Annotated in this window: 10 protein-coding genes and 1 pseudogene; 8 read left to right on the top strand and 3 right to left on the bottom strand. The window is 64.1% G+C overall.

Features of this window, described 5'->3' with window-relative positions; genetic code table 11:
• Both AB7F41_RS15390 and AB7F41_RS15385 read left to right on the top strand, forming a co-directional pair.
• A pseudogene (locus tag AB7F41_RS15390) lies at positions 1–110 on the top strand (IS5/IS1182 family transposase); the annotation flags it as partial.
• Positions 111–338: 228 nt separating this feature from the next.
• Positions 339–1,787, top strand: coding sequence for a GntP family permease (locus AB7F41_RS15385; RefSeq protein ID WP_428385671.1), 1,449 nt, complete (start codon positions 339–341; stop codon positions 1,785–1,787).
• A gap of 68 nt (positions 1,788–1,855) precedes the next feature.
• Here AB7F41_RS15385 and AB7F41_RS15380 read toward each other — a convergent pair whose 3' ends face one another.
• On the bottom strand, positions 1,856–2,119 hold the full coding sequence (locus AB7F41_RS15380) for a hypothetical protein (RefSeq protein ID WP_428385672.1): 264 nt from the start codon (positions 2,117–2,119) through the stop codon (positions 1,856–1,858).
• A 106-nt stretch (positions 2,120–2,225) separates the two neighbouring features.
• Complete coding sequence (locus tag AB7F41_RS15375; protein WP_428406670.1) at positions 2,226–3,740, bottom strand: efflux transporter outer membrane subunit; 1,515 nt, start codon at positions 3,738–3,740, stop codon at positions 2,226–2,228.
• Positions 3,741–4,069: 329 nt separating this feature from the next.
• On the opposite strand from AB7F41_RS15375, the gene AB7F41_RS15370 reads away from it, so the two are divergent.
• Both AB7F41_RS15370 and AB7F41_RS15365 read left to right on the top strand, forming a co-directional pair.
• Complete coding sequence (locus AB7F41_RS15370) at positions 4,070–5,116, top strand: efflux RND transporter periplasmic adaptor subunit (RefSeq protein ID WP_428385676.1); 1,047 nt, start codon at positions 4,070–4,072, stop codon at positions 5,114–5,116.
• Positions 5,116–8,154, top strand: a complete 3,039-nt coding sequence (locus tag AB7F41_RS15365) for an efflux RND transporter permease subunit (protein ID WP_428385677.1) — start codon at positions 5,116–5,118, stop codon at positions 8,152–8,154. The genes AB7F41_RS15370 and AB7F41_RS15365 overlap by 1 nt, the downstream gene beginning before the upstream one ends.
• Before the next feature lie 11 nt (positions 8,155–8,165).
• Here the strand turns inward: AB7F41_RS15365 and ppk2 are convergent, their stop codons facing one another.
• Positions 8,166–8,963: a polyphosphate kinase 2 gene (gene ppk2 / locus AB7F41_RS15360; RefSeq protein ID WP_428385680.1), complete on the bottom strand. Its 798-nt coding sequence runs from the start codon at positions 8,961–8,963 to the stop codon at positions 8,166–8,168.
• A gap of 213 nt (positions 8,964–9,176) precedes the next feature.
• On the opposite strand from ppk2, the gene AB7F41_RS15355 reads away from it, so the two are divergent.
• From AB7F41_RS15355 to AB7F41_RS15340, 4 genes are all read left to right on the top strand, one after another.
• Positions 9,177–12,641, top strand: a complete 3,465-nt coding sequence (locus AB7F41_RS15355; protein ID WP_428385682.1) for an HAD-IC family P-type ATPase — start codon at positions 9,177–9,179, stop codon at positions 12,639–12,641.
• A 201-nt stretch (positions 12,642–12,842) separates the two neighbouring features.
• On the top strand, positions 12,843–13,328 hold the full coding sequence (locus AB7F41_RS15350) for a DUF1269 domain-containing protein (RefSeq protein ID WP_428385684.1): 486 nt from the start codon (positions 12,843–12,845) through the stop codon (positions 13,326–13,328).
• A 533-nt stretch (positions 13,329–13,861) separates the two neighbouring features.
• Positions 13,862–15,817: an autotransporter assembly complex protein TamA gene (locus tag AB7F41_RS15345; protein ID WP_428385685.1), complete on the top strand. Its 1,956-nt coding sequence runs from the start codon at positions 13,862–13,864 to the stop codon at positions 15,815–15,817.
• Positions 15,817–19,004 (top strand): translocation/assembly module TamB domain-containing protein (locus AB7F41_RS15340; RefSeq protein ID WP_428406669.1); only part of this gene is annotated, 3,188 nt, incomplete at its 3' end. The genes AB7F41_RS15345 and AB7F41_RS15340, both read left to right, overlap by 1 nt.

Below are 19,004 nucleotides of genomic sequence, written 5' to 3'. Positions count from 1 at the left end.
GCTTCTCAAAACTCAAGCAGTTCCGCCGCGTCGCAACCCGTTTCGAGAAGACCGCCCAAAATTATCGGGCAGTCATAACAATCGCCGCAATCGTCCTGTGGATGCGATAACTGTCCACACGACCTAGGGCTCCGCCACTCCCCGAGACAGAGAAGGGTGGCGGCGAGATGATGACACCGCTCGGCGCACCCTCCATCTGATCGTGGAATGGTATTGTCTCTGCATGCTGCGCGACGAGGATCGCCGGTCGACCGGAGCATTCCTGAATCAATACGAGCGTGACGTCGGCGTCATCTCAACCCTTCACCTTGACGCGCTGCTCGAGAGGATTTCACCCGATGGGACTCGCCGGAATTCTTGCCGCGCTTTGCGGACTCATTTGGTTCGCATATCGAGGTTGGAGCGTCTTGCTGCTGGCGCCAGCGGCGGCGCTGGTCGCCGCCGCCTTCGCGGGCGAACCTTTGCTGGCGCATTGGACGCAGACCTTCATGGGCGGCGCGTCGCGTTTCGTGGCGCAATTTTTTCCGATTTTTCTTCTCGGCGCGCTGTTTGGAAAGCTGATGGATGACAGCGGCTCGGTTTCTGCGATCGCGAATTTCATGGCGCAGAAGCTCGGACCGCGCCGCGCAGTGCTTTCCGTCGTGCTCGCCGGCGCCTTCGTAACTTATGGCGGCGTCAGCCTTTTCGTCGCTTTTTTCGTGCTGGCGCCGATGGCGCAGAAACTGTTCCGCAACGCCGCCGTGCCGCGCCGGCTGGCGCCCGCCGCCATCGCGCTCGGCACCTCAACATTCACGATGTCGGCGCTGCCGGGGACACCCGCGATTCAAAACGCGATCCCCATGCCCTTCTTTGGAACGACGCCCTTCGCCGCCCCGGGGCTTGGCGTCCTCGCCTCCGTGATCATGCTCGGCTTCGGGCTCTGGTGGCTTGCGCGCGCTGAAGCGTCGGCGCGCCGCAAGGGAGAAGGATATGGGAGCGAACCGAGCGTTCACGTCGACGCGACGCAAGATCAGGCGATCCGCGAGCGCGCGGCGACGGCGCACGAATTCGATCTTGCCGAAATCCCGCACGGCCATCGCAGCGACGGGCCGAACGCATTCATCGCCGCGCTGCCTTTGATCGTCGTCGTCGGCGTCAATCTCGTCATATCGCTGCTGATCCTGCCGCGCGTGGATGATTCATTCCTGGCCGAAGAGCGCTGGGGACCAACCACGCTCGCCGCCGTCGGCGGCGTTTGGTCCGTCGTGGTGGCGCTCTCCGCGGCGATCGTCACACTCATTCTGCTCAACTGGCGCCGGTTGACGGCGATCCGCGACAGCATCGACGCTGGCGTCACGGCGTCCGTGCTGCCTGCGATGAGCGTCGCGAGCCTTGTCGGATTTGGCGCGGTCGTCGCGGCGATGCCCGCCTTCGACATGGTGCGCGCCTGGGTCTTGTCGATCCAGGGCGGCCCGCTCGTCTCCCTCGCGATCGCGACCAATGTGCTCGCCTCACTGACCGGTTCGGCTTCGGGCGGGCTGACGATCGCGCTCGACACGCTTGGCGAGACTTATTTGAGACTCGCTGAACAAGGCGGCATTGATCCGGCGCTCTTGCATCGCGTCGCCGTCATAGGCGCAGGCACGCTGGACAGTCTCCCGCATAATGGCGCCGTTGTGACTCTGCTCGCGGTCTGCGGCTGCACGCACAAGGAAAGCTATCTCGATATCGTCGTGGTCGCGATCGTCGGCGCCATCATCGCGCTTGGCGCCGTCATTGTCCTCGGCTCGGCGTTCGGCTCATTTTGAGCGCGCCCTGCGCGGCGAGCGCACGGCGGTCTCAAGAGAAACCGACCGCCCGCTCTCCTTGCGGCGCCTTACTGCGCCGGCGTCTCCGGAGCCTTCGACCGCGTCGGTCCGGTGCGGTGGACGCGCGCGCGACGGCGGCGCCACCCTCTGCTCGAGCGGCCCGGACGGGGCGAGCGCGGCTGATGATGGAAGGTGGAGAACTGCCGCTCCTGCGCTTCGGCGTCGTCTGGAACCAACGCCGCGATCGGCGCCGCGACCGCCGTCGCAAAAAGCGCCGTCAGCAGCGAGCGGCGCGAGAGTTGTGAGCTCTCGTCAAAATTTTCCGTCGTCATGGTGTTTCCTCTCCCTGGCTTTATTACGCTGCAGTTTTGCCATAAGGCTCGAACCTTCGCAATTGGCCTCCAGCCCGGGAATTCCGTCCGGCAAGACGGCCAAACGCTAGGGGTATGGGCCCCTGTCCGCCTCATAGGCTTCGTTCGCGCGCGTGATCTCGATCTGTCGCGTGGTCGGCGACCAGCCGCCGCCGAGCGCCTGATAAAGACTGACCGCCGACTGAAAATAGGCGAGACGCACGAGCGTCAGGTTGAAATCATATTGGTAATAGGTCGTCTGGACCGTGGACAGCGTCACAACGTCGATCACGCCTTCCAAGAGCTGAGCGCGCGCCGCGTCGAGCGCAATTTTCGCGGCAGCGAGCGCGTCCACGCCGATCTTCACGCTCTTCGCGGTCTCCTTCATCGCAATGAGCGCGCTTTCCGTGTCGCCAAGGCCGTTCAATATGCTCTGCCGATACGCCGCCCAGGCTTCGGCATATCTTCCCTTTTCGAGCTGATATTGACCTTGAAGGCTGTAGCCGTCGAACAGGGGCTGCGCGAGCCCTGTCGCAATCTGCCACGCAACCGCCTCAGGTCTCAGCAGATTGCTGAGGACGACGCTCTTCAGGCCGTATTGCCCATTGAGAACGACCGATGGGAAAAACGCGGCCCGCGCCCGCAACACCGAAAATTCCTGCGAGGCCAGCACCGCCTCGGCGCGGGCGACGTCCGGCCGCCGCAAGAGGACCTCCGACGGGAGGCCGGGCGCGAGCCGGGGGAATTTCAGTCTGGTGAGCGCGCCGCCCTTGATGTCGATCGATTCCGGCGTTTGTCCCAGTAGAACGGCAAGAGTGACCTTGGTCTGCCGCAGCGTCTGCTCGAGTGGCGGAATGGTGGCCTTCTGCCCCTGCAGAACCGCCGCCTGCAAACCATAGTCCAGCATCGTCGCGGCGCCTTTTTCCAAACGCGCATTGATCGCTCCGAGCACCGCCTCGGCAATCTTGACGTGTTCCGTCGCAATGCGCAGCTGATCCTGCGCGGCGAGCACCTGAAAATATGCATTCATGACCGCGGCGGCGGTCGCGATCTCCACGACGTCGCGATCGAAACGCGAGGCGTTGGCGAGGAGCCTCGCCGCTTTCGACGCATCCTCATTCTTTCCCCAAAAGTCGATTTCGTAGCTCGCATTGAGGCCGAGCGCGAACAGATTGGTGCGCGCCGCGCTGAACGTCGCCTGATTGTCGAGGAGAGCCGCCTGGCTTTTCCCCGCGCCTTGCAGCAACGACTGGGCGGGATTGAAGTTTGGCGTCGCGCTGAGCTGCGTTCCCGGAATCTGCGTACGCTGCGCGAGACCGCCAAACGACGCCAGGGGCCAAAGCGCGGCGCTGGCGATGCGCGCATTGGCGTCGGCCTGTTCGATGCGCGCAATCGCGGCCGCGATCGCCAGATTGTCGTCGAGCGCGCGCTCGACGAGACCAGTGAGTTCCTGCGAGCCAAATTTTACGGCGAAATCTCTTCCGGCGGCGATTGGCGGCGCCGGCCTTGGCTTGGCCTCCCGAAATCGGGCGGGCGGCGGCGCGCCGAGGTCAGGCTTCTCCCATGTCAGGTCGCATCCGCAAAGCGCCGCGGAGACCATCATGATCGAAGCAGAAGCCAACGCGCGACGCCGCACTCGGTAAGATGCCAGCAACGTCGAGTTCTCCCCGGCGCGGCGTGACGAGGTCAAGACGCATCGAGCCGTTCCATCATTCTTAGTAACGCCTCGCTCGGCCGATGCTGGCGTCGCGCGAGCCTTCCGGGACCCGTTATCCACAGAAGAGTCGTCGGTCTCCGAGCGTCATTGCAGACCTTCCGATTTGCGCGGGGTACGGCTTATATTTCCCCCCGAAGCGAAGGCAGGGCAGAAATTTGGCGGCGCGCGCAAAGCGTAGGACGATCATCGCAGGCTTGCGGCGCCTGGCAGTACTTGTGCCTGCAATCGTCTGTCTCGCCGGATGTCGTCAGGACTCCGAGGAAAAAGGTCCGGAAGCGCGTCCGGTGCGCGCCATCGTGATCGAAAAAGGCAAGATCGGCGAAATGGTTGAGCTGACCGGAAGCATCGAGCCCGAGAATGAAGCGGCGCTCGCCTTCCGCATCGGCGGCAAGATCATCGAACGTTCTGTTGGCGTAGGCGACGCCGTCGCAAGCGACCAGATCCTGGCGAAACTGGATCCGCAGGTCGAGTTGAACGGGCTGCGATCGGCGCGGGCGAGACTGACGGCCGCGCAAGGACGCTTGCGCGAGGCGCGCAGCAATTTTGCTCGGGAGCAGTCCCTGCTGGCGCGGCGATACACGACCAAGGTGAAGTTCGATCAAGCGCAATCCGCCCTCGAGAGCGCTCAATCCGACATTGAGGACGCGTCCGCGCAGTTGAAAATCGCGCAGGATCGCGTGAGCTATACGGAACTTAAGGCGGGTCTGCCCGGCACCATCGTCGCCCGGGGCGCGGAAACGGGAGAAGTGGTTCAGGCCGGCCAGATGATTTTTCGTATCGCCCGACGCGGCGGATGGGATGCGGTGTTCGACGCGCCGGCGCGCTTGCTGCGGGCCGCGTCGCGAGACGCGAGAGTCGATCTCGCGCTGACCGATGATCCCAAAGTCACCGCAATCGGACGCGTGCGCCAGGTCGATCCGCAGGCCGACCCTTCGATGCGCACATTTCGGGTGCGGGTCTCCATCATGACTCCCCCGCCGGCCATGAGGCTCGGCGCGACCATTTCCGGCCGTATGCGTCTTGATCCTGCGGCAGCAATCTCCATCCCCGCCGCCGCGTTGACCGAGTCCGACGGCCAGCCGGCGGTTTGGATCGTGGATCCGGAGACGATGACCGTATCGATGCGAAACATCAAAGTGCTGCGCTTTTCCGCCGATTCGGTCGTCGTCGCGGCGGGCCTGGCGCCTGACGACACCGTCGTCACCGCCGGCGTGCAGTCGCTTCACCCAGGCCAAAAGGTCCGGTTGCTGGATGCGCGGTGATGGCAGCGATTAACCTGTCCGCATGGGCGCTCAAACACCGCTCTTTCGTCATCTATTGCATGATCGCGGTCGTGATCGCCGGACTGAACTCCTATTGGAGTCTGGGCCGCAACGAAGACCCGAATTTCACTTTTCGCACGATGATCGTGCAGGCGGCCTGGCCCGGCGCGACGCTTGACGACACGCTCAAACAGGTGACGGAGCGGATCGAGCGCAAGCTGCAGGAAACGCCCAGCCTCGACTTCATTCGCAGTTATACGACCGCTGGCCTCACGACAATTTTCGTGAACCTGAAAGGCGAGACGCCGCCGTCGCAAGTGCCGGATATTTGGTACGACGTCCGCAAGAATGTCGGCGACATGCGCCATACGCTTCCCACAGGCGTCGTCGGTCCGGGGTTCAACGACGATTTCGGCGACACTTACGGCATCATCTACGGCTTCACCGCGGACGGGTTCAGCCACCGCGAGTTGCACGACTATGTGGAAACCGTTCGCTCGCGGCTGCTGCATGTCCCCGACGTTTCGAAAATCGAAATTCTCGGCGCGCAGGACGAACGGATATATATCGAGTTTTCGGCGCGCCAGCTGGCCGGCCTCGGCGTGGACCGGGCGCAACTCGTCGCCGCGCTGCAAGCGCAAAACGAGGTCATTCCCTCGGGCGTCATCCAGACGGACAATGAAAAACTCTCGTTGCGCGTATCGGGCGCGTTCGGCTCGGAGAACGATCTTCTGGCGATCAACGTTCCGGTGAACGGCCGCCTGCTCCGGCTCCGCGACATCGCCGAAATCCGACGCAGTTTGGTTGACCCGCCGCAGTCGATGTTCCGTGTGAACGGGCGCCCGGCGATCGGACTAGCGATCGCCATGCGGCCGGGCGGCGACATTCTGGGCCTCGGCCGCAATATTGCGAAAGCGCTGGAGGAGGCGAAGTCCAAACTGCCGGTTGGAATCGAACCCGTTCTGGTCGCCAACCAGCCGCAGATCGTCGAGCACGCGATCGGCGATTTCATGACGTCGCTCTGGCAGGCGATCGCGATCATTATGGCCGTAAGTCTGATCAGTCTCGGCGTGCGCGCCGGCGCGGTGGTCGCGGTCTCGATTCCGCTGACGCTCGCCGTCGTGTTCCCGATCATGCAGCTTGCGGGAATCGACCTGCAGAGAATCTCGCTCGGCGCGCTCATCATCGCGCTCGGACTTCTTGTCGACGACGCGATGACGACGGTCGACGTCATGACCTCGCGCCTCGCGCAGGGCGACGCCAAGGAAGAGGCCGCAAGCTACGCCTATCAGACCCTGGCGTTTCCGATGCTCACCGGCTCCTTCGTGTCCGCCGCCGGCTTCGTTCCGATTGGTTTGGCCAGAAGCTCGGCGGGCGAATACACATTCTCGATCTTCGCGGTCGTGTCGATCGCCCTCATCGTCTCCTGGTTCGTTGCTGTCTTTTTCACGCCGCTCATCGGCGTGGCGTTGCTCAAAAAGCCCGACGCGCCGGTCGCCGAAACGGAAGGGTCCGTGCTGCGCGCGTTCCGCAGGCTGCTCCTCGCGGCGATGCGCGCGAAATGGCTCACGCTCGGCGCGACCCTGGCCTGCTTCGTGGTCGCTCTATTAGCGACGCCCCTCGTCCCTCGGCAGTTCTTTCCCGCATCCGATCGTCCGGAACTCGTGATCGATCTGTCGCTGCGGCAGAACGCGTCGATCTACGCCAGCCAGGCCGTCGTGGAGAAGTTCGACAAAATTCTCAAAGACGATCCCGACGTGGCGAGCTGGAGCGCTTATGTCGGGCGCGGCGCCGTACGCTTCTACCTGCCTCTCAACGTCCAGCTCGCACATGATTTCTTTTCTCAGTATGTGGTCATCGCCAAGGACGTGGCCGCGCGCGACAGGCTGCAACAAAGACTTGAGAAAATTCTCGCAGAAGATTTTCCTGGTCTCGTCACGCGGATCGCCCCGCTGGAGCTCGGGCCGCCTGTGGGATGGCCCGTGCAATATCGCGTCATCGGCCCGGATCCTCAGAAAGTTCGTCAAATCGCCCTCGATCTCGCGCAGACAATCGGCGCGGATCCGTCGGTCAGACGCATCAATTTCGACTGGGTCGAACCGGCGCGCGAACTCCACATCAAAGTTGACCAGGACCAGGCGCGCCTCGTCGGTCTGAGTTCGCAGGCGCTCGCCGCCGCCTTGAAGGGCGTGGTGACGGGCCAGACCATCACGCAGGTTCGGGACGACATCTATCTCGTCGACGTGGTCGCGCGCGCGACAGATGAACAGAGGATGTCGCTCTCGACGCTGCAAAGCATGCAAATCGCTACGCCCAACGGCGGCGTGGTTCCTCTCGGCCAGATCGCAACCGTCGATTTCGAGCAGGAGAACCCGCTGATCTGGCGCCGCGACCGGTCACCGACATTGACGGTTCAGGCCGACCCCGCGCCCGGGCTGACGGCCGAGACGGCGGTCGCCGCGCTCGCGCCCGCCATCGCCAAAGTGAACGCGGGCCTGCCGCCGCATTATCGGATCGAAACGGGCGGGACCGTCGAGGAAAGCGCAAATTCACAGGGCTCCGTATTTGCGCGCGTGCCGCTGATGCTGTTCCTGATGACCACCTTCCTGATGATCCAGCTCCAAAGCTTCAGTCGCATGTTCCTGGTTCTCAGCATCGTGCCGATGGGACTGATCGGAATCATCGCGGCGCTCCTCATCTTCGGAAAGCCGCTCGGCTTCGTCGCCATTCTCGGCATCTTGTCGCTGCTCGGCATGATCGCGCGCAATGCGGTCATTCTCGTCGAGCAGATCGAAGCCGAACGGCGTGAGGAGCCGGATCAATGGAAAGCCGTCGTCGACGCCACGCTGTCCAGATTCCGTCCCATCACGCTGACGGCGATTTCGACGGTGCTGGGCCTCATTCCCATCGCGCCCACGGTGTTTTGGGGGCCGATGGCTTTCGCCGTAATGGGCGGGCTTCTCGTCGCCACCGTGTTGACGCTGATCGTCACGCCGGCGCTCTACGTCTTATGGTTCGGCATTCGCGAGAACGCCTGAGCCGCCTTGCGTCAGTATTTTTCCTCTACGAACCTCATCCCCTCAAGCGATGCGCGATCGTCATAGGCGCGCTCCATCGACCGCTTGGGGAGCTCCGCCTTTTCGCGTTCGACGTTTTCATATGGAATGGAATCGAGCAGATGGCTTATGCAGTTGAGGCGCGCGCGCCGCTTGTCGTCCGAGCGGACAATATTCCAGGGCGCGGATTCCGTGTCGGTCGCCTCGAACATCATGTCTCGCGCCCGTGAATAGTCGAACCATCTGCTCCGCGAATACAAATCCATCGGACTGAGCTTCCATTGCCGCAAAGGATCGTCGATGCGCGCCTCGAAACGGCGCCTCTGTTCCTCCTCGCTCACCTCCAGCCAATATTTGAGGAGCAGAATGCCGTCGTCGACGATGAAAAGCTCGAACTCCGGACAGATCTTGAGGAACTGACGATGCTGCGCCTCAGTGCAAAATCCCATGACATATTCGACGCCGGCCCGGTTGTACCAGCTGCGATCGAAAATCATGATCTCGCCGGCCGCCGGGAACAGCGACACATAACGTTGCAGATATAATTGCGTCTTCTCGCGATCGGAGGGCGCCGGCAGCGCCATCACCCGGAAGACGCGATGGCTGACCCGTTCGGTAATCGCCTTGATGACGCCGCCCTTGCCAGCGGCGTCGCGTCCCTCGAAGACGACGACGACGCGTTGGCCCGTCGCCTTGACCCAGTCCTGGAGCGCGCAAAGCTCCACCTGCAGCTTCCGCAGCGCCGCTTCATATGCTTTGCGCTTCATCGGCGCTTCGCGATCTTTCGCCATCGAGCGTTCTCCAGAAAGGCGTCCTCCTGCTCTTGGCTCTATTGAACGCCGTAATTCGATTCATAGCCTGACCACTTGACGCCGACGAAATACGCCGCGGCGCTTCTCGAACCGTCGCCCGGCGTCGAAGGCCGACCATTTCTTAACTTTACTGTAGTGCGACGATCCGACAAGATTGCATCGGTTTCGAGAGGCGGGAGATTCAGGCAAGCGATGACCGATCGAGACGCAGTCCAAACTCCGCCCTGGCATGCAATGCGCGTCGATGAGACGGTGAGTCGCCTCAAGAGCGACCCTTCGAAAGGGCTCGCGCGCGACGAGGCGGCCCGGCGCCTCGCGCAATACGGGCCGAACCGGTTGCCGGAAGGCTCCAAGCGCGGCCCGCTGATGCGCTTCCTGCTGCAGTTCAACAATATCCTTGTCTATGTCCTGCTCGCCGCCGGCTTCATCAAGCTGATGCTCGGACTCTGGCTCGACGCGTCGATCATTACCGGCGTCGTCGTGATCAACGCGCTGCTAGGCTTTATTCAGGAAGGCAAAGCCGAGAAAGCGCTGGAGTCGATCCGCAACATGCTGTCGTCCGAGGCGCGGTCGTTGCGCGACGGAGAGACGCGCATCGTCGCCGCCGAAGAACTCGTTCCTGGCGATATCGTGCTTCTCGAATCGGGAGACCGGATACCGGCGGACCTCCGCCTGATCGAAGTGAAAAACCTGCGGACGGACGAAGCCGCCTTGACCGGCGAATCCGTGCCGGCCGACAAGTCGATCGACCCCACGCCGGAAAATTCGACGGTCGGGGACCGCGAGAACATGGCGTTCTCCGGCACTTTGGTCGTTTCGGGCCGCGCGGTCGGCGTCGTCGCCGGAACCGGCGCTCAAACCGAACTCGGCCGCATCAATCAAATGCTCGCCGCGGTCAATGTGCTCGAAACGCCTCTGCTGCGCCAGATCAAGGCGTTCGGCTATACGATCGCGAAAGTCATCGGCGTCATCAGCGTCATCATCTTCGCCTATGGGCGATGGGTGCGCGACCTGTCGTTCGTCGAGGCGTTTCAGGCCGTGGTCGGCATCGCCGTCTCCGTTATCCCCGAGGGCCTTCCGGCGCTGATCACGATCACGATGGCGATCGGCGTGCAGCGCATGGCTCAGCGCAACGCCATCATCCGTCGCCTGCCTGCGGTGGAAACGCTCGGATCGATATCGAGAATTTGCTCCGACAAGACCGGCACGCTGACGCTCATGGAGATGATGGTCGCTTCGGCGGTCAGCGCGCATAACGACTATCGCGTCACGGGCGACGGCTATGCGAGCGAAGGCGAGGTGCAGCTCGACGCCAAGCCGGCGGGCGAAAGCGCGGTCCTCAGGCGCATGGCGGTGGTTTCGGCGCTGTGCAACGACTCCGAGCTGCGGCAATCGGACGGCGCCTGGAAAGTGGAAGGCGATCCGACCGAGGCTGCGCTTTATCCTTTCGCCGCCAAGCTGGGATTGGATCGGCAGTCCGAACGAACGCGCGCGCGCCGGATCGACGCGATACCTTTCGAGTCGGAACATAAGTTTATGGCGACCTTGCATGAGGATGCGGGCGGCGACCGCATGCTTCTTGTCAAGGGCGCGCCGGAAGTTATTCTCGCGCACTGCAGCCGGCAGGAAACCGAAAGCGGTCCCGCGCCGCTGACCCTCGACTACTGGACCGCGGCGTCGGATCGGCTGGCGGCGCAGGGCGAGCGCGTGCTCGGTCTGGCCTGGCTGCCCAATCCACGCTTCGAGACGACAAGCCTCGCGCCCGAGGATTTGCCCCGCGATCTCCTCTTATTGGGTCTGGTCGGCCTCATGGACCCGCCGCGCAAGGAAGCCGTCGAAGCGGTGACCGAATGCCACAATGGCGGCATCCGGGTGACGATGATCACCGGCGACCACAAGATCACGGCGGCCGCCATCGCTAAAATGCTCGGCATCGGCGACGGCAAAACCGCGGTCACCGGCGCCGAAATCGAAGAGATGAACGACGGCGCGCTCCAGGAGACGGTGCGCGACGTCGATGTTTTCGCACGCGCCAGTCCCGAGCACAAATTGCGACTCGTGAAAGCGATACAGGCAAACGGCCAGGTCATCGCGATGACGGGCGACGGCGTGAACGACGCGCCGGCGCTCAAACGCGCGGACATCGGCGTGGCGATGGGAATCAAAGGCACCGAGGTCACGAAAGAAGCGGCCGCGATGGTGCTCGCAGACGACAATTTCGCGTCGATCACGGCCGCGGTCCGCGAAGGACGGACGGTTTACAACAATATCGAAAAGGCTCTTCTGTTCATGTTGCCGACCAACGTCGCCCAGGCGCTGGTCATCCTCGTCGCGATCGTCATCGGCTTCGTCCTGCCGATCACGGCGCCGCAAATCCTTTGGGTCAATATGGTGACGTCGGTGGCGCTCGGGCTCGTCATTTCCTTCGAGCCGCATGAGTTCGACGTGATGCAGCGTCCCCCGCGCGCGGTGGCGCGGCCGATATTGAACCGCTTCGCGATATGGCGCGTCATCTTCGTCGGTCTGGCGTTGCTCGTCCTCACCCTGTGGGCGTTCTTCTGGATGAAGTCGCAGGACGCGAGTGATGAACTCGCGCGCGCCGTTGCGGTCAACACTCTGGTCATCGGCCAAGTCTTCTACCTGTTCAACAGCCGCTTCAAGACGGATTCCTCGCTCTCGATCGCCGCGCACCTTGGCAACCGCTATCTGCCGATGGGCGTCGGCGCGGTCGTCCTTCTCCAGCTTCTGTTCACTTACGCGCCGCCGCTCCAGCAGCTGTTCGGCACCGCCGCCATTCCCTTGAACGTTTGGCCGTGGCTGTTTCTCGGCGGCTTGATTTTCTTCCTCATCGTCGAGGCTGAAAAATTCGTCATTCGCGCCTATCAGTCCAAGCGTCGTTCGCCCGTTTCTGACACGCCGGCTGAGCCTATCCCGCCGGAGCTCGAACGCGCCATCGCCCAAGACCCATCCCGCCCGGCTCCCGGCAGGGCCGGCAAATGGCAGGCGCTGCTCGGCGGCGTCGCGGTGTTGGCGCTGATCGGCGGGGAAGTCTATTCCTTCCTGCATCGGGACGCCGCGGACCAATATGCGACCGCCGACGTCGGCCCCAGCGCCGCGATCGGCGAGGAGCCTGCGACGGAGACGGCCAACGCGCCAAGTCCGGTGAATTTCGGCGCGCGCGTGTCCGGGACAATCGAAGCCCTGTTCTGCGAGCCCGACGCCAAAGTCACAGCGGGCCAGCTCTGCGGCAGAATCGATCCGCGGCCTTTCGAGGCCGCGGAGGATCGTGAAAAGGCGGCTTTGGCGCGCGCCCAGCTCCAGCGCGACAAGAGCGCAGGCGAGCTCTTGCGCGCGCGAAAGGATTTCGAGCGAAGGCAGGGTCTGAAGGCGCGTAGCGCCAAGTCTCGCGCGGCGCTGGACAGGTCACGCGCCGCCTATGAAAGCGCGAAGACCCGCGCCGCCGCTGACGAAGCTGACGTCGCGCAGATTCAAAAGGCGCTGGCGACGGCGCAGAACGATCGCGCGCTGACCGATATCATCTCGCCCGTGAACGGCACGATCCTTTCGCGCAACGCCGAATCCGGCCAACAGTTTGAAATCAATCAAGGGCTTCCGCTGTTCGTCATCGCGCCAGATCCAAACGCGACGCAGGAATAGGGCGAATCGATCGATTTTTGTATTGCGGCGCGCCGCCGCTGAGGAGACGCAGGAAAAGGCAAGGCGCGCCTTGGCGGACGCTCATCAGAGACGAAGATTGCTCAGTTGAATGCGAGGGCGTTCGACGCGTCAAACACGGCTCGCGCGGCGTCATAAGAACGCGGCGTAAGCCCGCCACAATCGGCGAAATTGGGAGCGAACATGTCTGATCTTATCGTTATCGTCTATGAGAGCGAGGCCAAGGCCGAGGAAATGCGCCAGAAGGTGCTCGGGCTTCAAAAAGAATATCTGATTGAAGTCGGCGACGCCGCGATCGCCGTCAAGCAGGCCGACGGCGCCGTCAAACTGAACCAGCTTTTCAACACCACGGCGGCCGGCGCCGTTTCAGGCAGCTTCTGGGGGCTGTTGATTGGCGTGATTTTTCTCAATCCGCTTCTTGGCGTCGCGCTCGGCGCCGCGTCTGGCGCGATCAGCGGCGCTCTTACCGACTATGGCGTCAACGACGACTTCATGAAACAGCTTTCCGAGACGTTGAAGCCCGGCAACGCCGCGCTGTTTCTTTTGATCAAGAAGTTCACCGGAGACAAGGTGCTGGAGGCGGTGAAGGGCACGGGCGGAACGGTGCTCAAGACGTCGCTGGACGACAACAAGGAGCAGGCGCTTCGCGACGCGCTCGCCGCGAGCTGAGGGTCCCAGGGCGATCGGGCGCCTGCAGCGCTGCGCGTCACGGGCGCGGTGCGAAAGGGGTCCGTCCCGACTGGCGCGCGACGCCAACGGCGTGGGCGACGTGCGGGAGATGTTCTGACTCAACTGGCGCGAAGGAGAGTCGCGCCCTTCCCACAGCCCTGAAATGACAGGCGGATTTCTCGGCTGGAGCGCTTGAGCCTTGGCTTGGCGCTCCGCGCCGCCGCGCGCGCCGCCTGCGGCGCACGCGTTTCTCCCATCCGCCGGGCCCTATAGGTCCCATCGTCTCGCCGGAAATGGCGTGAAACTGGCGTTCGCGGCGCGCCGCATGCGGCTCCATCGGGGCGATGCGGCTGTAAAGGGGCGATTTTGGGGCAAGGCCATCGTATCGCCAAACATCGCATCTAGTGGTTTTTGTTCCATCTTCACCGATTGCAAACGATCCGGAAATTTCTGGCCTAATAAGCCAGGCTTAACAATATGGATCCTACAAATGCGAGCCAGTAAGGTCGGCGCCGTTCGGAAAAGGGGCCCTGTTGAACCCAGCGCAAATTCTGATCGCCATCCCTACGTGCGTCGGCCTTTGCGGTGTCAGCGCGTCAGCCCAGGCCTTCGACGTCTTTGGACTCTTCGGTCAGGAGGAAACCGCGAAGCCGAGCGCTCAGGGCGTCGCCTATGAAGTCGTCTTCACCGGTCTCGACGACGACAGCGGCCTCGAACAGAATATCAAGGACGCGTCCAATAGCTGGCGGCTGCGGCTGGAGCCGCCGGGCGCGGGCGTCGGACTGACGCGCCGGGTCGTCGCCGATTATCCGCGTCTCGCCGAAGCCCTCTGGGGAAGCGGCTATTACGACGCCTCAATAACGGCGAGCGTCGCCGGCGTCGCCATCTCGGCCGACGGCGATGGCGCGGAGGCCGCCGCCGCGGCGGCGGAACGCTATCGCGACAGATCGCTCGTCCCCGTGCGTTTCGACATCGTCCCCGGCCCGCTGTTCAAATTGCGCTACGTCGTCGTCTATGACGCGCGCACCAATGCGCCGATCGACCGTTCGCTGTTCCCGCGCCGCGCCTTCGACCAGGATCCCGACGCGCCGGCGAGAACGGCGGCGCTCGCGACCCTGCAGGCCGAATGGATCGACGACTTGCGCGCAAAATCCTATCCGCTCGCCAGGATCGTCTCGCTGAGGCCGGTGATCTTGCATCGCGAGCATGTGGTCGATGTCGCGGTGACCATCGATCCCGGTCCGCGCGCCGGCATTGGAGAGGTTGAGCTTTCCGGCTCTCCCGGCGTCGATCCAGACGTCATCCGTTCGTTCATCTATCTCGAGGAGGGCGAACCCTACAGTCCCGAGCGGCTCGCGCAAACGCGTAAATCCGTCGCCTCCATCGAGGCGCTCGGCGGCGTGAAAGTGTCCGATGGCCCGCATCTCGACAGTAACGGCAATCTGCCCATTCTCGTCGAGACCAGCGAACGCAAGCGCCATGCGATCGGCGTCTCGGCGGCGATCTCCAACATCAACGGGCCGGAACTGCGCGGCTATTGGGTGGACCGCAATCTCTTCGGCGGCGGCGAGCGTCTGCGCATCGATCTTGAAGGCGGGATCGCGCCCTACAGCACATCGCCGGGCTTCTTCACCTTTCCGAAGCTCGAATGGTCCAATCTCGTCGGCGTCGCCCACGCCGGCTTCGTCAAGCCCGCGCTATGGGGCACGCGCAACGATCTTCTGCTCGACGCCTCGGCGGTGCGCGAGCGCACGCTCTACTACTGGGCGGCCTATGGAAACGCCAGCGCCGCGATTCGCCATCGCTTCAGCGAGATGGCCTCGATCCAGGCCGGCATCGAGGTCGAGAGCGGCCATACGTTCGATGCCTGGGGCAATCACGATTATTCGCTGCTCGGATTCCCGATTTCGGGAAAATACGACTCGACGGACAATGTGTTGACGCCGACGCGCGGCGTGCGGGCGATTGGCCGCTTGACGCCTTATGTGAAGGCGTTGCCGCATGGCGTCGGGATGGTGGAGTCCAAGGGACAGATTTCCGCTTATCACGCGCTCGACGAAGACGCCTGGTATATTCTCGCAGGACGCCTCGCCGCCGGTTCGATCGTCGGCGCCAGCATCGAGAACATTCCTGCCAGCCATCGCTTCTTTGCGGGCGGCGGCGGCTCGGTGCGCGGCTATCGCTGGCGGTCGATCGCGCCGGAAAACGGACTCGGCTTCGTCACCGGCGGACGCAGCCTTTTCGAAGCCTCGGCCGAAGCGCGGATCAAGGTGACGCCGAATATCGGCGTCGTTCCCTTCTTCGACATCGGTTCGGCCTTCTCCACGCCCTATCCCAATTTCCGCTCGACGCTGCGCGCCGCCGCCGGACTCGGCCTGCGCTACTACACGGGGATCGGCCCCATCCGCTTCGATGTCGCGGCGCCGCTCAACCCCAGGCCACAAGACCCCAGAGTCACCGTGTTCCTCGGCATTGGCGAAGCCTTCTGATGCGCAAACGCTGGCCAAAACTGTTCCTGGGCGCTTTCGCCCTTCTCGTTCTCGCGCTTCTCGCCAGCGCCGCTTATCTCAGCACGCGCCACGGCGAAGAGACGCTCGCTGCCGCCATTTCGCGCACCGCATCTTCGCCCGACAGCAAGATCGAGATCGGCGCGCTCGACGGACTGCTCTCGGCGCATCCGATCGCGCGCGACATTACGCTTGCCGACCGCGACGGCGTCTGGCTGAAGATCGACCGAGTCGCGGTCGATTGGTCGCCGCTCGCGCTGCTTGGGTTTCGCCTCGACATCAAGCGCATCGACATCCCGACCGTCGACGTGCTGCGCCGACCGACGCCGAGCGCCGAAACGCCCCAGGATAAGAACAAAGCGACATCCTCGAGCGCCGGCGCGTGGTCGGGACTGCCGGTCAGAGTCCGGCTCGGCGAATTCGCGCTTGGCAGGCTGTCGCTTAGCGCGCCCGTCGTCGGCGCCGCGGCGGCGCTTTCCGCGAACGCCTCCTTTGAGGCCGGCGCCCCGGGTGACAGCGCGCGCTTTTCCTTCGACGCGCGGCGACTCGACGCGCCGGGAGCCTACAAAGCTTCGGGCGCTTTCAAACCCGGCGACAAGACGCTGCGACTCGACGCGCTGATGTCCGAGCCCGCCGGCGGGCTTGTCGCAAGAGTCGCTGAATTGCCCGGCCTGCCGCCTGTGAATATTTCGCTCGACGGCGAGGGAACGCTCCACGATTTCGCGGTGAAACTCGCGGCCAACGCCGGCGACGTGGCGAAGCTCGACGGCGACGCGCGTCTGACGCGGGATCAGACCGGACGACGGCTGGATTTCAACCTGACCAGCGAATTCGGCAAACTGCTCCCCAAAACCATCGCCGGCCTGTTCGCGGAGGGCGCCAAACTCAACGGCGTAGTGCTTCTCGACGACAATGGCGCGGCGACGCTCGAAGGGTTCGAGCTGCAGGGCTCCGCCTTCGCGCTCGAAGCCTCGGGCAAACTCGACGCCGCGCGAAACATCGACGGCCGCGCCAAGCTGCGCGGCCTGCCGGCGGCCGAAGGCGCGGGCTTCAGCGCCGGGACGCTTGTCGGCGACGCAACGGTCGGGGGCAGCCTCATGCGTCCCAACGCTGGCTTCGAGCTCCTCGTCGAAGACGCTGAAGGCGCGGGCGGGCGTTTCGAACATATCGACCTCTCCGCCAAAATGGTCGCGGACGCCGACCTTTCCGATCCTTCGGCGCGTCTCGACATTCAAGCGCAGGGACACGGCGCGGGACTCGCCTTCGCCGACGCCGCGATCGCCGACGCCGTTGGAAATTCGGCGAGTCTGTGGCTGCGCGCCCGAGTGAACGGCGGGGGCGACGCCGATATCGGACTCGCGAAAATCGAAACCGCCGCCGGCGCGGCGACATACTCCGGCCGCGCCGGACCAGAAGCGATCGATGGCCGCCTCAATGTCTCGGCTCCGGATTTGAGCCGCTTCGCGCGGCTCGCCGGACGCAGCCTGCGCGGCGCCCTGACGCTCGCCGCCGATCTTTCCGGCGCGCCGCGGGATGGGCGCATCGCCGCGAAAATCAATGGCGCGGTGACAAATCCCGCGATCGGCGTCGCGGCGGTCGACGGCCTTCTCGGACGCAAGCTGCAGTTGACGGGAGGCGCCTCGATCCTTCCCGACGGCGGCTTCTCCTTCGACGATTTCTCGCTGCACGGCGATCGCCTGTCGGCCCACATCAACGGCGCCGCCATGGCGGAGACGGCCGCCGTCGAGGCGCATATCGACCTGCCCGATCTGCACGCGCTCGATACGCGCCTTTCCGGCCGGGGGGAGATCAAGGCGGCGCTGACCGGCTCGCTGAAAAAGCCCGACGCGACTTTTTCGGCCAGCCTTCACGACGCGCGCGCCGACGGACGGCGCATCGCGAAACTCGACCTGAAAGGCGAAGCGCATGATCTGCGCGGCGCGGCGACGGCGGTCGCAACGCTTGATGGCGAGATCGACGGCCGTCCGGCGCAGGGGCGCGTGAGCGCGGCGCGCGCCGGAACGGAATGGAAGGTCGACGATCTCAATCTCGCCATCGGCCGCAACACGGTCACAGGCACGCTGACGCTTGACGCGGCCGGCCTTGCGAACGGGCGCATGGCGATCGCGGCGCCTCATCTCGATGATCTGTCGCCGCTCGCTCTTCAGGAGCTCGCGGGCCAGCTCAACGCGGAAATCGTCTTGGATGCGAAGAACGGCGCGCAGGACATCCGCGTCGATGCGCAAGGCGCCGGCGTGCGTGCGCCGAATGTGCGGATCTCCAAATTGAACGCGACATTCTCGGCGCGCGACCTTTATCGCCGTCCGGCGCTCGACGGCGACATCGCCGTCGACGACGCCAGCTTCGGCAAGGAACAGCTTCGCCGGCTCCGACTGACGGCGAAGCCGTCCGACGCCGGCGCCGCCGCGCTGGATCTGTCGCTCGACGCGCGCGGTTTCGCTATCGCCAGCCGCGCGACGCTGACGCCCGGAACGCCCATGCGCCTCGACATCGCGCAATTTTCGGCGCAGCGGGCGGGCCAGAAAGTCACGCTCGCGAAGCCGGCGACAGTGACGGTTTCCGGCGCCGGCGCAGAGCTGAACGGCGTCTCCCTTGCGCTCGGCGCGGGACGACTGGATATCGACGGCTTGATCGGCGACCGACTGGACCTCGTCGCGAAGGGGCGCGCTATCCCGCTGTCGATCGCGTCGCTCGTTGATCCAACGTTGGGCCTCGGGGGAACCCTCGACGCGGAGGCGCGCATACAGGGCTCCAAGAGCGCGCCACAAGGAGATTGGCGCATCAAGCTCGCCAAGGCCACCGCGGCGCAGTTGCGCGCGAATGGTTTGCCCGCGGCGAATGTGACGGCGAGCGGTCGGCTGGCTGGTTCGCGCACGACGTTGGACGCCGACATCGCCATCGGCGCACAGAGCAATTTGAAAATCGCCGGCTCGGCGCCGCTCGGCGAGGGCGCGCTCGATCTCAGCGTCAAAGGCGTGGTCGACGCCGCCGTCGCCAATACGATGCTCGCAGCGAATGGCCAAACCGTCGCCGGCAAGGCCACGGTGGATCTTAAGCTCACGGGCGCGGCCGTCAGTCCGATCATCGGCGGAACCGTCGCGCTCGACAATGGCGCCTTCGACGATCCGCTCAACGGCGTGAGCCTGGG

This window comes from Methylocystis sp., from assembly GCF_050251305.1.
GTDB lineage: Bacteria > Pseudomonadota > Alphaproteobacteria > Rhizobiales > Beijerinckiaceae > Methylocystis.
The sequence above is the reverse complement of the archived record's forward strand: the minus strand, read 5'-3'. Positions and strand labels throughout refer to the sequence as shown.

What these genes read in the sequence shown, in the direction of transcription:
- AB7F41_RS15385 (WP_428385671.1), top strand. Translation starts at nt 339, where the DNA reads ATGGGACTCGCCGGAATTCTTGCCGCGCTTTGCGGACTCATTTGGTTC.
- AB7F41_RS15380 (WP_428385672.1), bottom strand. Translation starts at nt 2,119, where the DNA reads ATGACGACGGAAAATTTTGACGAGAGCTCACAACTCTCGCGCCGCTCG.
- AB7F41_RS15375 (WP_428406670.1), bottom strand. Translation starts at nt 3,740, where the DNA reads ATGATGGTCTCCGCGGCGCTTTGCGGATGCGACCTGACATGGGAGAAG.
- AB7F41_RS15365 (WP_428385677.1), top strand. Translation starts at nt 5,116, where the DNA reads ATGGCAGCGATTAACCTGTCCGCATGGGCGCTCAAACACCGCTCTTTC.
- ppk2 (WP_428385680.1), bottom strand. Translation starts at nt 8,963, where the DNA reads ATGGCGAAAGATCGCGAAGCGCCGATGAAGCGCAAAGCATATGAAGCG.
- AB7F41_RS15355 (WP_428385682.1), top strand. Translation starts at nt 9,177, where the DNA reads ATGACCGATCGAGACGCAGTCCAAACTCCGCCCTGGCATGCAATGCGC.
- AB7F41_RS15350 (WP_428385684.1), top strand. Translation starts at nt 12,843, where the DNA reads ATGTCTGATCTTATCGTTATCGTCTATGAGAGCGAGGCCAAGGCCGAG.